Source organism: Collinsella aerofaciens (genome assembly GCF_901212495.1).
GTDB classification, from domain to species: domain Bacteria; phylum Actinomycetota; class Coriobacteriia; order Coriobacteriales; family Coriobacteriaceae; genus Collinsella; species Collinsella aerofaciens_H.
Genome location: NZ_CAAKNY010000046.1, coordinates 4,485 through 20,048 on the forward strand (window position 1 = coordinate 4,485; position 15,564 = coordinate 20,048).

General features: G+C 60.3%; 16 protein-coding genes and 1 pseudogene (1 of these 17 cut by a window edge). All 17 read right to left on the bottom strand.

What is annotated here, in order from left to right; genetic code table 11:
• Nucleotides 1-1,229 (bottom strand): annotated as a pseudogene (locus SFLMC1_RS05415) (LCP family protein) (it extends 13 nt beyond the left edge of the window).
• A 12-nt stretch (nt 1,230-1,241) separates the two neighbouring features.
• Nucleotides 1,242-2,525, bottom strand: coding sequence for a UDP-N-acetylglucosamine 1-carboxyvinyltransferase (gene murA, locus SFLMC1_RS05420; protein ID WP_152073239.1), 1,284 nt, complete (start codon nt 2,523-2,525; stop codon nt 1,242-1,244).
• 88 nt (nt 2,526-2,613) lie between these two features.
• Complete coding sequence (atpC, locus tag SFLMC1_RS05425) at nt 2,614-3,006, bottom strand: ATP synthase F1 subunit epsilon (RefSeq protein WP_117630038.1); 393 nt, start codon at nt 3,004-3,006, stop codon at nt 2,614-2,616.
• 3 nt (nt 3,007-3,009) lie between these two features.
• A complete protein-coding gene (gene atpD / locus SFLMC1_RS05430; protein ID WP_006235717.1) occupies nt 3,010-4,464 on the bottom strand; it encodes a F0F1 ATP synthase subunit beta in 1,455 nt (484 codons plus the stop codon).
• On the bottom strand, nt 4,464-5,372 hold the full coding sequence (gene atpG, locus SFLMC1_RS05435) for an ATP synthase F1 subunit gamma (RefSeq protein WP_152073240.1): 909 nt from the start codon (nt 5,370-5,372) through the stop codon (nt 4,464-4,466). The genes atpD and atpG overlap by 1 nt, the downstream gene beginning before the upstream one ends.
• 5 nt (nt 5,373-5,377) lie before the next feature.
• Nucleotides 5,378-6,976, bottom strand: a complete 1,599-nt coding sequence (gene atpA / locus SFLMC1_RS05440) for a F0F1 ATP synthase subunit alpha (RefSeq protein WP_152073241.1) — start codon at nt 6,974-6,976, stop codon at nt 5,378-5,380.
• Nucleotides 6,976-7,452: a FoF1 ATP synthase subunit delta gene (locus tag SFLMC1_RS05445; protein WP_152073242.1), complete on the bottom strand. Its 477-nt coding sequence runs from the start codon at nt 7,450-7,452 to the stop codon at nt 6,976-6,978. The genes atpA and SFLMC1_RS05445 overlap by 1 nt, the downstream gene beginning before the upstream one ends.
• A complete protein-coding gene (atpF, locus tag SFLMC1_RS05450; protein WP_152073243.1) occupies nt 7,442-8,044 on the bottom strand; it encodes a F0F1 ATP synthase subunit B in 603 nt (200 codons plus the stop codon). Before atpF ends, SFLMC1_RS05445 begins: the two co-directional genes overlap by 11 nt.
• Nucleotides 8,045-8,059: 15 nt before the next feature.
• Nucleotides 8,060-8,254: an ATP synthase subunit C gene (locus SFLMC1_RS05455; RefSeq protein ID WP_022094262.1), complete on the bottom strand. Its 195-nt coding sequence runs from the start codon at nt 8,252-8,254 to the stop codon at nt 8,060-8,062.
• A 124-nt stretch (nt 8,255-8,378) separates the two neighbouring features.
• On the bottom strand, nt 8,379-9,182 hold the full coding sequence (gene atpB / locus SFLMC1_RS05460) for a F0F1 ATP synthase subunit A (RefSeq protein ID WP_152073244.1): 804 nt from the start codon (nt 9,180-9,182) through the stop codon (nt 8,379-8,381).
• A 3-nt stretch (nt 9,183-9,185) separates the two neighbouring features.
• A complete protein-coding gene (locus SFLMC1_RS05465) occupies nt 9,186-9,497 on the bottom strand; it encodes a hypothetical protein (protein WP_152073245.1) in 312 nt (103 codons plus the stop codon).
• 281 nt (nt 9,498-9,778) lie between these two features.
• Nucleotides 9,779-10,426, bottom strand: a complete 648-nt coding sequence (gene upp, locus SFLMC1_RS05470) for a uracil phosphoribosyltransferase (RefSeq protein ID WP_152073246.1) — start codon at nt 10,424-10,426, stop codon at nt 9,779-9,781.
• A 122-nt stretch (nt 10,427-10,548) separates the two neighbouring features.
• A complete protein-coding gene (gene glpK / locus SFLMC1_RS05475) occupies nt 10,549-12,090 on the bottom strand; it encodes a glycerol kinase GlpK (RefSeq protein ID WP_152073247.1) in 1,542 nt (513 codons plus the stop codon).
• 13 nt (nt 12,091-12,103) lie between these two features.
• On the bottom strand, nt 12,104-12,847 hold the full coding sequence (locus tag SFLMC1_RS05480; RefSeq protein ID WP_152073248.1) for an L-threonylcarbamoyladenylate synthase: 744 nt from the start codon (nt 12,845-12,847) through the stop codon (nt 12,104-12,106).
• 134 nt (nt 12,848-12,981) lie between these two features.
• Complete coding sequence (locus SFLMC1_RS05485; RefSeq protein WP_152073249.1) at nt 12,982-13,473, bottom strand: type II toxin-antitoxin system HicB family antitoxin; 492 nt, start codon at nt 13,471-13,473, stop codon at nt 12,982-12,984.
• On the bottom strand, nt 13,440-13,625 hold the full coding sequence (locus SFLMC1_RS11415; protein ID WP_152073250.1) for a type II toxin-antitoxin system HicA family toxin: 186 nt from the start codon (nt 13,623-13,625) through the stop codon (nt 13,440-13,442). The genes SFLMC1_RS05485 and SFLMC1_RS11415 overlap by 34 nt, the downstream gene beginning before the upstream one ends.
• A gap of 68 nt (nt 13,626-13,693) precedes the next feature.
• On the bottom strand, nt 13,694-14,953 hold the full coding sequence (locus tag SFLMC1_RS05495) for a N5-glutamine methyltransferase family protein (RefSeq protein ID WP_152073251.1): 1,260 nt from the start codon (nt 14,951-14,953) through the stop codon (nt 13,694-13,696).
• Nucleotides 14,954-15,564 lie beyond the last annotated feature (611 nt).

Sequence of the window (15,564 nt, forward strand, 5' to 3'; positions counted from 1 at the left end):
TAGTTGGCATCGTAGCCGTTGCCGTCGCCAGTGGGCTCTTCGTAGGAATCGGAGCTGTCGCCCGAGTCGCCCGAGCCTGCCGAGTCTTCCGAACTGCCTGACGAAGTGGCGGCACCGTTGGCGTAGTCGTCGGACGTGTTTCTGTTGATGTCGCCAATCGTGGAGCTGGTACCATCGGACAGGCCCATGGTATTAGGGCCCTTAGGATCCTTACCAGCGTCGACGCGCTTCATCATTTCCTTGAGCTCGTCCTCGTAGACAAAGACGTAGCTCACGCCATCAATCATGGTGCTGTCATCGGCATACGAAGGTAAGTTGGCCGAATAGATGCCGTCAACATCCATGCCGCGCATGGCATTGACCGTAGAGACGATGTCCTGAACGCTCATATCGGTCACGAGCATGTTAGACAGCGAATTGACGAGGTCGAAGACCTTGGTGGCATCGAAGTTGTTGAGGATCTGTTTGGCGAGGGCACCGAGCACCTGACGCTGATGGCGCATGCGTGTGTAGTCGCCATCCGCATAGGTGTAGCGGCAGCGGGCATAGGTAAGGGCGGTCGCGCCATCCATGTGCTGCTGACCGGCGGTGATCTTAATGTCGAGATGCTCGGGGTCGTCGACATCGTCGGTTGCGTTAATGTCGATGCCGCCGACCGAATCGATGAGCGACTTCATGCCGTCGAAGCTGACCTCGGCATAGTGGGAAATCTGAACACCGCACAGCTCGTTGACCGCCTGGACCATGGCCTCGGCGCCGCCAACGGTATGGCAGGCGTTGATCTTCATGGTCTCGCCCTTGTACACGACCTTGGTGTCACGCGGAACGGAAATGAGCGTCGCCTGCTTTTTCGTGGGGTCGATACGCGCCAGGATAATCGAGTCGGCGCGATATGTATCCTCGCCCGGGCGACCGTCAGTGCCAAGGAGTAGCACGTAGAACGGTTCCTTTGCCTCGTCGGTATCAACCAGAACCCGACGCAGATTGTCGGTGATGACATTGGAATTGCCGAGCTTGCCCATAATGGTGGCAAACCACAGGCCGGCAGCAGTCGTAGCGCTCAGCAGCACGCCGAGCACAGCAATGAGCGCGACGCGGCGAACCGTATGACCGCGACGGCGCTGACGGGCGCGCTCGGAATAGCGGGCAACGTTATCACGGCTATAGATTTTTGCCTGAGCGCCGGTCGAAGGTCTTCGAGATTCCGTAAGGGGCTTTTTCTTAAACATAGGCAACCTGCATTAGTAGATGACGGGATCGGGAACAGTGGCGTGCTCGACATGGGCGCCAAGCGCCTGCAGCTTTTCAACAAACCGCTCGTAGCCGCGCTTAATGTGATGAATGGCCGAGACCTCGGTCGTGCCGTCGGCAATGAGGCCGGCAACGACGAGTGCCGCGCCGCCACGAAGGTCCGGTGAGGTTACCTGAGCGCCGGAGAAGCCCTTGACGCCGTGAATCATAGCGTGATGGCTCTCGATGCGAATATCGGCGCCCATGCGCACCAGCTCGGATGCAAACATAAAGCGATTCTCAAAGATATTCTCGGTGATAACGGAGCTGCCGTCGGCCAGAGCGGAAAGCACCATGATCTGCGCCTGCATGTCCGTGGGGAAACCGGGGAATGGGAGCGTCTGGATATCGACCGGCTTGATGTGCTCGACACGATTCACGTGAACGCCATCCTCGATGCGTTCGCAATCGATGCCCATAAGCTCCATCTTCTTGAGCACCATTCCCAAGTGGATGGGGCAAAAGCCCGTGACATCGACACCGCGGTCGCCTGCCATCAACGCACCGGCAACGATAAAGGTACCGGCCTCGATGCGGTCGCCCACCACGCGATGGGTAACGGGATGCAGCTCTTCCACGCCCTCGATGGTCACAACAGGCGTACCCGCGCCGACAATCTTGGCTCCCATCTCGTTAAGCATGTTGGCGAGATCGACGATCTCGGGCTCACGGGCGGCATTATCGATAACCGTGGTACCCTGCGCACGCACGGAGGCCATGATGAGGTTCTCGGTCGCACCGACGCTGGCGAACTCGAGCGTGACGGTAGTGCCGCGCAGGCCCTGAGGCGCATTGGCGTTGATATAGCCGTGGGCGGTATCGAACTCGACGCCCAAGGCCTCAAGACCCAAGATATGCATATCGATCTTGCGAGCGCCCAGGTTGCAGCCGCCGGGCATGGCGATCTTGGCGCGATGGAAACGGCCCAACAGGGGTCCCATCACGGCAGTGGAAGCGCGCATCTTGGCAACGAGCTCATAGGGCGCCTCCCAAGAATCGACCTGGGAGGTATCAATCTCGAGCGTGTGCTCGTCGAGAACATCGATCGTAGCGCCCATACCCTTGAGCACCTTGCCCATCACGTGGACATCGGAAATATCGGGCACGTTCTGCAGCGTCGTCTTGCCCGGCGCCAGAAGCGTTGCCGCCATGAGTTTGAGAGCGGAGTTCTTGGCGCCCGAAACAGGCACGGAACCTCCGATGGCATGGCCACCCTCAACGCGGATAATATCCAAGGTCTACCCTTTCAAAAAGCATGCCCGGGGTGGCTGGGCCATCCCGGGCATGATGTGTTCGCAAATGGTCGAACGCTAAAACGTTTGACTATTGGGCAAGCTTGAGCTTACACCATGCGATTTCATTATAGAGGTAGGCGCGGCGTGCATCATCCTCCGACAAATTACCCAGCTTCTCTTCAAAACCTTGAATATCAGCTTTAACCTTGTCGGCATCGACGGTCGCCAAATCGCAAGCGCGCTCGGCGAGAACGGTCACGACATCGTCCGCAACCTGGGCATAGCCGCCGGCCACGGCAAACGTGTGGTCGACAGTGCCCATGGCCTTATCGGAAACGCGAACGTAACCGCGGTCGATCGTGCAGATTTCGCTGGAGTGAGCAGGCAGAACGCCAAACTCGCCATCCGTGGACGGAATCGACACAAACGCAGCGTCGCCCTCATAGGCGCAGCTCACGGGGCACACGATGCGGATACGCATAACCTACTTCTCCCCCATCTTGCGGGCGCGCTCGCGCACGTCCTCAATCGTGGAAGCATAGCGGAATGCCTGCTCGGGCAGGTCATCGGCCTTGCCGTCGACAATCTCGGCGAAGGAGCGGACGGTATCCTCGACGCGGACGTAGACACCGGGGTTGCCGGTGAACTTCTCGGCGACGTGGAAGGACTGGGAGAGGAACTGCTGGATCTTGCGGGCACGGTTGACCGTAAGGCGCTGCTCCTCGGACAGCTCGTCCATACCCAGAATGGCGATGATGTCCTGAAGGTCGGAGTACTCCTGCAGGAGCTCCTGGACCTTGACGGCGACTCGGTAGTGCTCCTCGCCGACGATCGAGGGATCGAGAGCGTCGGAGGAAGAAGCGAGCGGGTCGATAGCCGGGAACAGACCGAGCGACGAAATGCTACGCGAAAGAACTGTGGTGGCGTCGAGGTGCGTAAACGTCGTGGCAGGCGCCGGGTCGGTCAGGTCGTCTGCAGGGACGTAGACAGCCTGAACGGAGGTAATGGAACCCGTCTTGGTCGAGGTAATGCGCTCCTGGAGGTCGCCCATCTCGGTAGCCAGCGTAGGCTGGTAACCAACGGCGGACGGCATACGACCCAGCAGTGCGGAAACCTCGGAACCGGCCTGGGAGAAGCGGAAGATGTTGTCGATGAACAGCAGAACGTCCTGGCCGCGATCGCGGAAGTACTCAGCGGTGGTAAGGCCAGCCAGACCGATGCGCAGACGTGCTCCAGGCGGCTCGTTCATCTGACCATAAACCAAGCAGGTCTTGTCGATAACGCCCGACTCGCTCATCTCGAGGAACAGGTCGGTGCCCTCACGAGTACGCTCGCCGACACCGGTGAACACCGAGGTGCCGCCGTGCTCCTGGGCGAGGTTGTTGATGAGCTCCTGAATCAGAACGGTCTTGCCGACGCCGGCGCCGCCGAACAGACCCGTTTTGCCGCCACGAATGTAGGGCTCGAGCAGGTCGACGGCCTTGATGCCGGTTTCGAAGATCTCGGTCTTGGTGGTGAGCTCGTCGAAGCGGGGCGCTGCGTGGTGGATGGGATAGAACTCCTCCACCTCGGGCATAGGCTTACCGTCGACAGGCTTGCCCATCACGTTCCAAATGCGGCCGAGCGTCTTGGGGCCAACGGGCATCTTCATGGGCTCACCGGTATCGGTGGCGATGAGACCACGCTGCAGACCGTCGGTCGAGGACATGGCGACCGTGCGGACGACGCCGCCCGGAAGCTGGCTCTCAACCTCGAGAATCGTGCTCAGGTGACCGATCGGGGTCTCGGCCTCGACCGTGAGCGCGTTGTAGATCGGGGGCACCGCACCGTCAAACTTGACGTCGACGACAGGGCCGATGATTCGCACGATGCGACCATCGCCGGCAGTCGTCTTCTTGGTGGCTTCCTCGACCGCAAGCTTTACGGTGTTATTAGCCATTACTGTTCCTCCAATGCTGAGGCTCCGCCGACGATCTCGTTGATCTCGGTCGTGATCGAAGCCTGGCGCACGCGACTATACGTGCGGGTAAGGGTCGAGATGATCGCGGTGGCGTTTTCCGTCGCGGAGTGCATGGCCTTGCGGCGCGCACCCTGCTCGGCAGCCGCCGAATCGATCAGGGCCTGGTAGATGACCGTCAAGATATATGACGGTACAAGCTTGCCGAGAACATGCTCGGGAGAGGGCACAAACTCGAACGTGGACGAGATGCGCTTAGGGGCGTCGGTCTCGTTCTTACGCGGACCGTGGGCCATAGCGATCATCTCGGGATCGAGCGGCAGCAAGTGCTCGACACGAAGCTCCTGATCCACGCGGTTCTTGGCGTGGTGGTAGACAAGCTCGACACGGTCAAGTTCACCGGCGCGATACGCATCGCAGATATGAGAGGACATCATGCGAGCCTGATTGAAATCGGGCTCGGAGGAATTGCCCTCAAAGTGCATGATGACGTTTGCGCGGTCGCGGAAATACGTGGCCGGTTTGCGTCCGCACGCGATGATCTCGCACTCGATGCCGTCGTTCGCCCAAGAAGCGGCGAGCTTTTCGGCCGTGCGCTCCACCGTCGTATTGAATCCGCCGGCAAGGCCGCGGTCCGAGGCAATAACGACAATCAGGCCATGCTTGACGCTCTCATGCTTATGCAGCATGGGATCGTTGCCCGAGCAGGAGGCGTCGCCGGCGACCGTCAACATGACGTCGGTCAGCGCCTCCTTATAGGGCTCGGCCTGCTTGGAGCGATCGAGGGCACGACGGATCTTGGCCGTAGAGACCATTTCCATCGTGCGCGTGATCTGCTTGGTCGTGGTAACCGAGGAGATTCGCTTCTTAATGTCGCGAAGGTTGGCCATAGGGCTTAGTTCTCCTCTGATACAGAAACATCCGAATGGTGTTTGGCCATGAACTGCTGCTTGAAGTCACCGATGACACGCAAGAGCTCGGCCTTGGTGTCGTCGTCGATCTTCTTGGCGCGAACCTTGTCGAGCAGCGAGCCAAAGCCATTGTCCATGTACTCGATGAGCTCGGCACGGAAGGGCAGCACGTCGGCGATCTCCAGGTCATCCAGGAAGCCCTCGTTGCCAGCGAACAGCGCAACGATCTGCTCGCCAACCTCAAACGGTTTATAACGCGGCTGCTTCAGGAGCTCGGTCATGCGAGCACCGTGGGTAAGCTGCTTCTGCGTAGCCTCGTCGAGGTCGGAGCCAAACTGCGTAAAGCCGGCGAGCTCCTGATACGAAGCGAGGTCCAGACGGAGGTTACCGGCGACCTGCTTCATGGCCTTGGTCTGTGCATCGCCACCGACGCGGGACACGGAGATGCCCACGTCGACTGCCGGGCGCTGACCCTGGAAGAAGAGCTCGGACTGCAGGTAGATCTGACCGTCGGTAATGGAAATGACGTTGGTAGGAATGTAGGCCGAGACGTCGCCGTCCTGGGTCTCGATGATCGGCAGTGCCGTCATGGAACCGTAGCCGTTCTTCTTGGACATCTTGACGGCACGCTCGAGCAGACGAGAGTGCAGGTAGAAGATGTCGCCAGGATAGGCCTCGCGTCCGGGCGGACGATGCAGCGTCAGCGACATCTGACGGTATGCCACGGCCTGCTTGGACAGGTCGTCGTAGATGACGAGCACGTGACCGCCGGGGTTGGTCTCGCTGGCGGGCTTGCCGTCCTCGCCGTTGTACATGAAGAACTCGCCGATAGCGGCACCGGCCATAGGCGCGATGTACTGCATAGGGGCGGAATCGGCAGCGGTTGCCGAAACGATGATGGTGTAGTCGAGCGCACCGTGCTCAGCGAGGGTCTCGCGGATGTTGGCAACCGTGGAGGCCTTCTGGCCGATGGCGACATAAATGCAGACCATGCCCTTGCCGCGCTGGTTGAGGATAGCGTCGATGGCGATGGCGGTCTTACCGGTCTTACGGTCGCCGATGATGAGCTCACGCTGACCGCGACCGATAGGCACCATGGAGTCGATAGCGAGCAGACCGGTCTGAACCGGCTCGCACACCGGGGTACGGTCGATGACGCCGGGGGCCTTGAACTCGATGGGGCGACGGTGCGTGGCAACGATGTCACCCAGGCCGTCGATGGGCTGGCCGAGCGGATTGACGACGCGGCCGAGCATGGCGCGGCTCACGGGGATATCCATAATGCGACCGGTGGTGCGGCACTCGTCGCCTTCCTTGATGGCGTCGACGGCACCGAACAGAACGGCGCCGACCTCGTCACGGTCAAGGTTCTGGGCAAGGCCGAAGACGGTCTCACCGGTATCGGAGCTCTTGAACTCCAGAAGCTCGCCTGCCATGGCGCTCTTGAGGCCGGAGACGCGCGCGATGCCGTCGCCTACCTCGTCGACCGTTGAAACCTCATGCGTATCGACCGTCGCGGAGAGGCTCGTGAGCTGCTCCTGCAGTTTCTTGGCGATATCCTGGGCATTGAGGGTTTCGGACATTAGGCTTCACCTCCGTACGAATTAGCAGAGTTTGCGAGGGTCTCCTGCGCGATGCGCAGCTGCGTCTTGACGGAGATGTCACGACGCTCGCCGCGGGCCTCGAGCACCAGGCCGCCGACGATAGACGGGTCGACCTGCTCGATAAGGAATACCTTGCGGCCGAAGTCCTGCTCGCATTTTTTAGTGATGGTTTGACGCAGCTCGTCGTCGAGCGGGATCGCCGTGGTGACGGTCACGCCCACTACATCCTCGTCTTCCTCGGCAACATACTTAAAGGCAGCTGCCACCTTGGGAAGAAGGTCGAGCTGGTCGCACTTGGACATGGTGTCGAGCACGGCGATGATCTCGGGGCTGGCAGAAGCCAGGCGCTCGATCATCTCGAGGTCCTCGAACACATGGTTCTCGGCCTTGGCGGCTTCCATAAGGGAGCGCGCGTAGGTCTCGAGCACCTTGTCCTGATAGCGGCTAGTCGGCATTCAGGCTACCTGCTTCCTGGATGTAGCGCTCGATGAGCTTCTTCTGCTCGGCCTCGTCCTCGAGTGCCTCGCCCACGATCTTGGTGGCGACGGCAACGGACAGGTCGGCGATGGAGCTCGCGGCACCGGCGTAGATGGACTTGCGCTCGTCCTCGACGGTCGTATGAGCCTTGGCGATGATCTCCTCGGCCTCCTTGTGCGCAGCCTCGATAATACGGGCGCGCTCGGACTCGGCGTCCTTACGGGCCTCGAGAACGATGTCGGCAGCCTGACGACGGGCGTCGGTGACGACCGAGTCGGACTCAGCGCGCTTGGCGATAGCCTCCTGCTTGGTCTTCTCGGCCTCGTCGAGGCTCTCCTCGATCTTCTTGCCGCGCTCCTCCATGGTTTTCATGATGCCCGGCAGGGCAACCTTGGCCAGCACGATCCAGATGATCAGGAAGGCGATAAGCGCCGGGATGAACTCCGCCATCTTAGGGATGAGGATGTCCGCACCGGCAGCGCCGTCCTCGGCGAACGCGGAAACCGGCATGAGCAGCGCGGCCGCGGACGCGGAGAGTGCGATCGCGCTCTTCTGGGATGAAAGATTCATACTTGACGCTCCGTGCTATTTAACGATCAGCGCGACAACGAAGCCGATCAGAGCCAGAGCCTCGCCGAAGGCGGAGCCCATGATGAAGACGGTGAACACGCGGCCCTGGACCTCAGGCTGACGGGCCATAGCACCCGTAGCACCCAGAGCAGACAGGCCGATAGCAAGACCAGCGCCGATAACACCGAGACCGTAACCGATAACTCCCACGATTCCTCCTTTGTCGTGCGTGTCTTATTTCACGCAGGATAACCTTTTTATAACTGCCGGGCTCCATGGGTACGGGCACCGGCGGTTGAACGAATTGCCTTACCTTTGGGACGCGAACGGAAGATTACTCCTCCTCCGCGACCTCCTCTGCCTCGGAGACATACACGGCGGTAAGAACCGTGAAGACGTACGCCTGGATGGCGCCGACCACAAGCTCGATCGCATAGATCAGGATGAGGATGGCAAGCCAGGCCAACGAAGGCAGGGCGCCGATGGCGTGGGCCGCGGAAACCTGCTGAAGCAGCGGCTGCATGAACATGCTCGCCATGATGGCGAACGAGCCCATGACCACGTGTCCTGCAAACATGTTGCAGAACAGACGGACGGCGAGCGTGATGAGGCGCAGGAAGGTCGAGAAAAGCTCGACGACCCACACAAGCACGTTCATCGGGAAGCTCACGCCCTGCGGGGCGAGGCTCTTGATGTAGCCGATCACGCCGTGAGCCTTGCATCCGTAGTAGATGAAGTACACGAAGGCGAAGATGGCGAGCGCGGCGGTGGAGCCGATTGCGCCGGTGCCGGGCTTCATTCCCGGGACCAGGCCGATCATGTTATTGATCAGGATGAACAGGAAAAGCGAGCACAGGAACGGGAAGTGCTTCTTCCAGTTCTCACCCACGACGCCCTTGCCGATATCGTTCTCGACGTACTCGATGATGTACTCGAAACCGTTGACGAAGAAGCCCTTGGGAACCAGGGTCTGCTTCTTCTTGAACACGGCCAGGACGATCAGGAGCACGATCGTGGAGACGATCAGCCAAAACGAGTACTGCGTGATGCCGCAGCTCAGATCGCCCACGACGGGGGTGGAGCTGAACTCGCTGACCAGATGATTAATCTCATCGGGCAGCTTTTCAAAAATTTCCACGACTTACCTTTCGACCTCATGAGGATCCCGCAGCGCCTTGGCGACGCGAACCGCGCAGGCGGCCATAAAGGCCACAAAGCCGATCGCCTCGCCCAGGAGGAACATGCGAAACGCCTCTCCGAACAACGCGAACACGACCAGGGTAAAGACAAGCAACGCGATCGCCGAGACCGCGAGACTCACCATGCCCTTGAGCATGTCCGCATTCTGTTTATCGTCAAGAACCGGCTTGAGCGTAAAAACAAAGGGAAGAAAGGCGACCGCGCCCGCGATGGCGCCTGCAACGATAGCGAGCAGATCGGCTATCTGAAACACTGGCGTCCTCACTTTCCTTTATAACGCTTCACAGAACAGTTCCAGCCGAACATTGGTGACTATTGTACGAGCCAATCGCTAAAGTACAACCGAGAAAACATCGGTTAATACGCACCTGTTCGTTTTCTTAAGACCTTCTTTATGCCGCAGGTACGGTAATACGTTTTTCTCGAACCCTGCAGGGTAAAACGTCCGTTAACAGGAGCGCGTGCGGTCGCCTTCTGCTTGACCGTGCGCACCATTTCTTCGTATTTGCGACCGTAGCCGGCAAGGCCCAACGACTAGAGCGTACCGAAGATGCGGTCGCCGGCATCGCCCAAGCCAGGAACGATGTAGGCGGCCTCGTTGAGATGGTCATCGATGGCGCACGTATAAATATGTACGTCGGAGTCCTTTGCGGTCAGTGACTTGAGGCCCTCAGGCGCGGCGACGATACACAGCATGCGGATATCCTTGACACCGCGCTCGCGCAGGTAGCTGATGGCCATCTCGGCCGAACCGCCCGTGGCGAGCATGGGGTCGACAACCAGGCAGATGCGCTGGTCGATATCCTTGGGCATCTTGCAATAATACTCATGTGGCTCGTGGGTAACCTCGTCGCGCTCCATACCGATGTGGCCCACGCGAGCGGAGGGTACCAGGTCGAGGATGCCATCGACCATGCCGAGGCCTGCACGCAGGATGGGAACTATGGCGAGCTTTTTGCCGGCGAGCTGCTTAAACGTTGCGGTGGTGATGGGGGTCTCGACCTCGACGTCTTCCATGGGCAGGTCGCGCATGGCCTCGTAGCCGTCAAAAAGTGCGAGCTCGCGCACGAGCTGGCGGAACTGGTTGGTGCCGGTGCTCTTGTCGCGCAGGATCGACAGCTTGTGCTGGACGAGTGGGTGATCGACAAGAGTCACACGGGACGTATCGTAGGTGACGGTCATGGGTTGATGCCCCTTTCGTTGCGGCCGGAAGATGGCCTTGCTGACAAGGCGCATGGCGTCGTTGTTGCCGCGCGCCGTGCATAAATGTAACGGTTTGTTATATCGAGCAGCTCGTCGCAGCCCTACCGTACGGTACTGAGCGAGCGTTTGACGGCATCCCGCCAGCCCGCCAGGTTTTGCTCGCGGCGCTCGGCGGACATATGGGGAAGGAAGGTCTTAACGATCTGAGCGTTTTGCTCCAGCTCCTCCAAATCCCCCCAATAGCCGACGGCAAGACCCGCCAAGTACGCGACACCGATCGCCGTGGTCTCCACCGTCTCGCACTGCAGCACGGGGATATCCAGCAGATCGGCCTGGAATTGCATGATGAACTCGTTGCGCGCGGCACCGCCATCGACGGACAGGCGCTCAATCGAAAGTCCCACGTCCTGCTCCATGGCGCGCAGCACGTCATAACTCTGGTAAGCCATGGACTCGCAGGCCGCACGCACAATGGTCGCGCGACTCGAGGCACCGGTCAGCCCGCACACGATACCGCGAGCATGCGGGTCCCACCAGGGAGCGCCCAGGCCTGCGAAGGCGGGGACGAAGTAGCAGCCCTCGTTGTCGTTGATCGAAGCGGCGAGTTGCGCGGACTCGCTCACGCTCGAGATGATGCCCATGTTCTTGCGCAGCCAGTTCATGGTTGAGCCGGCGGCAAAGACAGAACCCTCGAGCGCATAGCTGATCTTGCCGTCCGCGGCGATGCCGATCGTGGAGACCAGACCGTTCTTGGATTCAACGACCTCGTCGCCGGTGTTCATGAGCATGAAGCAACCCGTGCCATAGGTGTTTTTGGTCTGGCCAGGATGGAAACAGCAGTGGCCGAACAGCGACGCCTGCTGGTCGCCCGCCACGCCCATGATGGGTGGCATGTTGGTCATGATGTCGCTCGCGACACGGCCGTAGTCGCCCGAGCTCCAACGAACCTCGGGCATCATGGAACGCGGGACGTCGAAAAGCGCCAGCAGATCGTCGTCCCAATCAAGCGCATGGATATTAAAGAGCGCGGTGCGGCTGGCATTGGTGTAGTCGGTGGCAAAGACCTGACAGCCAGTGAGGTTGTAGATGAGCCAGGTGTCGATGGTGCCGAACATAAGGTCGCCCGCCGCCGCGCTCTCACGCGCACCGTCGACGTTGTCGAGGATCCACTGCACCTTGGAAGCCGAGAAATACGGATCGAGCGTGAGTCCCGTGCGGGAGCGCACCAGCCCTTCTGCGCCCCGCTCGACCAGCTCGTCGATCAGGGGTGCGGTTCGACGGCATTGCCACACGATGGCGTTATAGATGGGTTGGCCGCTTATGCGGTCCCACACCACCGTGGTCTCGCGCTGGTTGGAGATACCGATGGCGGCGATGCGGTCAGAATGGATGCCGCTCTTAAACTGAACCTCCATCATCACGCCGATCTGGCTGGCAAGCACCTCCATGGGATCCTGTTCCACCCAGCCGGGGCGCGGGAAGCTGGTTTTGACGCTACGACGCGCCTGGGCGACGATGCAGCCGTACTCGTCTACGATGGTCGCGAGTACCGAGGTAGTGCCGCAGTCGAGCGCCATGATGTAGGAACAGCCAAAGCTAAACGAGGCGTCTTCCATGCCCAGGCTACCTAGATTCAACGACATCGCTTACGCCTTTCTATTGCATCGGGTCGGATAGAACCCGTTCGATATCTAATGCGGGAAGCGCGCCTTGGCGCAGGATCTGGAGCTCGCCGTGCTGAAACGACACAATGGTTGAGGCATCGCGGCACGGGGTCTCGCCGGCGTCGACGGCCACATCGACCCCCTCCAGGATGCGCTCCTCCACCGTGGCAAAACTTGCCGGCGCGGGCGCGCCATGCGTGTTGGCGCTGGTGCAGGCAAGGGGGCTGCCGCAGGCGCGAATGAGCGCTTGTACCACGGGCGAGGCCGAAGCGCGAAGTGCCACCGTGTCGTCGGCGGCGCGCATAAAGGTCGGCACGCAGGGGGCCGCCTTGACCACGATAGTCAGGGCGCCCGGCCAGCATCGTCGGGCAAGCGCGCGGGCCTCATTAGGGATATCCACGCCATAGCGGTCGAGCGCCTCGGCATCATCGACCAACCAGGCAACCGTTTGGGTGAGCTCGCGCTGCTTGAGGGTAAAGATACGACGATAGCCGGTACCGAGTGCGGGGGCCGCGGCGCCGTTGACGGTGGCCTGCGGATCGCGCGGCCACGGCAGAGGTTCACTTGTATCTTGTGGAACGGCATCCGAGAAGGCGTTGACCGCCACGGCGACACCGTAGACCGTCTCGGTTGGAATAAGCGCCAGGCCGCCGCTACCGAGTAGCTCGGCCGTGCGCTCGACTGCAAGCCGATGCGGCTCGCGCGCTCCCTCGTATACCCGATAGACCGTCTGCATGTGTATGCCAGCCCCTCACGCTCTGATGCAAGTTTGTTTACTGTGGGGCATTCTCGCACGAAACGTTCAACCTATTTGCCCAAAGCGCATGTTGGTTTGGTGAGCGGCTCTAGTAGTCGGTGAAAGTGAGGGGGTTATTGGACGGCCACGAACTTCTTTGGTCTTCCGGCGTGGCGTTCTTGGGCGGCGTAACGCTCGATGCTGTCTATCGTTATCATCCGACGGCCGTCGACGAGTTCAACATCGAGCTTTCCGGCTTTGACCAGCGCAGTAATCCGCGGAGCGGAGACTTTGAGGTCCTGCGCTGCGTCTTTAAATGTTCGGCACGCCGCTTCCCGAGCGTCCTCGTGGTCGATTTCGACTGAAAGGGCCACGACCTCGGCCGAGCGTTCGTACCCTGCCGGAGTCAAACCGTTGTTGAGGTCGTCGGCCAAAAACGCCATCAGTGCCTCGGTGGCATGGACAATCGCTTCTTCGCGCGTATCGCCATCGGCAAAGGCGCCGGGAATCTGCGGGAAGCTGGCGCAGTAACCGTCGTCTTCTTTTATGAGAACGCAGTCATAGGTAAATCGCTGCCTCATTTTGCCTCCAACTACCATCCAGCTTGGCGTCGAATACTTGCCCACGTGCCCTTCTTTGGTCGATCACCACCAGAGCCGTTCACGGTGACAACACGGTCACCAGAAACATACTTAGCGTGAGTACCGACTTGCGCGACCTTCACGAATCCATCGTGCTTGAGTAGGGCAATGATTTCCCGAAAGGAAGGAGGTTGCATGGGCCGACCTCTTTCAGCCGTCCTAATTATAAACTAATTTATAATTTTTGCTAACTAGTTAATAAATATTACTGGCGCTGCTTGGGCTCGGTGATGATAGCTCGGACAATGCGGGGGCGATCGGTGAGGTCGTGGACGATGCGTACGTCCGACAGACCCGCCTGGCGACAGAGCTCGGCCGCGGCATCGAGGGCGCCCTCGTAGAGCTCGCAGGCAAACAGGCCGCCGGCGCGCAGCATGTACGGCGCCGCATTGAGCAGGCGGCGGAAGATATCGAGGCCGTCGGCGCCGCCCTCGAGCGCCAGATCGGGCTCAAAGTCCTTGACCTCATGCGGCAGCGAGCGCATGACGTCGGTCGGGATGTAGGGTGGGTTGGAGACGAGCACGTCAAAGGTGCCCCACTCTTCGCGGGGAACAGAGCTCACCAGGTTGGTGAGGCTAAAGGCAACCTCATCTGCCGTGAGGCCGAGCGCGTCGCGGTTTTTGGTGGCAAGGTCGATAGCGCGCGGTTCGATATCGGTAGCGGTGCAGGTGACGTGGTCGCGGCGCTCCCAGGCAAGGGAGAGCGAGATGCAGCCGGTGCCGCAGCCGACCTCGAGAACGCGGGCGATGCGGGGCTCGGCTGGGGCAGGCGCAGCGGCATCTTGCGCGGGAGTCGTCTGTTGGTCGTTGCCCTCAATGGCGATACCGTATTCGTCGAGATCGGGCTCGGCGGCTTCCGCGGCTTCCGCGGCTTCGGCTTCTGCTGCCTGCGCGGCGGCTTCCTCGGCTTCTCGATCGGCAAGCTCCTCGGCATAGGCGCGGCTACCGAGCACGTCGCTACCCAGCGCAGCCTCATCAGCGGCCGTCAGGTTGGCAGCACGGCGCTCGGCGGTCGCGCGTTCGTCTGCCAACGCGACCTCGGCCTTGCGCGCCTCCTCGACCTCATCGTTCCAAGGCAGCTCAACACGCTGGCGGGCAGCAGCCTCGGGGCTCAGCACCTCGGCATCCAGATAATTGAGGACTTCCTCGACGAGCATCTCGGTCTCGGGGCGCGGAATGAGCACACCGGGGGCGCACGCGACGTCGATCATGCGAAACTGCGTGCTGCCCGTGATGTATTGCAGCGGCTCGCCCTTCGCGCGACGGACGACCGCCGCGTGCATGGTCTCGAGCTGGTCCGCGTTAAGCGTCTCGTCCATGCGCATATACAAGTCGATACGCGCCAGGCCCGTGGCCGCGCACAGCAGCCACTCGGCAGAAAGACGGGGGTGCTCCTCACCGCGCTCGGCCAGGTACTCCTTGGTCCACTCGAGACAACGCTTGATGGTCCAGATCTCGTTTGCCATGGGGTCCTCCCCTCTTATGCGCCGGGCGGCGCGCGAATGTCGGTGGAGATTGTACGCGAGGGTGGCACGCGGCAAGGGACGATTGGAAGCGATTATCGAGAATCAGCCCAGAATTTTTGTTTGTCCCCATCCAAAGTGTTCATTTGTCGACGTTCATATCTGCATCCGTCAAGCTTTTGGCAAGGTTGCCCCAAAACTGACCAATACCTAACCAAATACTTGCCACATCGCTTGACGCGCGACGCGCCAAAAAGGGCCCCGCGACTTCTTGGACGATTTTTTGAGCAATATTTCCGATAGCGGATATATGCCGTCACTTGCTTTAAGCAGGTAAGCAGCTCAAAGGCCATCACAGCTGATTGAATAACATCTCAAAGCAATGTGCCCAACCTAGTCATTGGGGACGTTCTTAAACGACTAGCTGTCAGGGACAGTCTTCGCAGCCAGCCACGAAGAACCGTCCCCAACTACCGGCACAAAAGGAGCGTCCCCAAGTGCCAAGTGCCGCAAGAATGTCCCTTTTGACTAGTCGTTTAAGAACGTCCCCAATGACTACTCTCCAATGTTTTGGCAACGACAGTGAGCGGGCCGCATTTGAGACAAGGTGACGT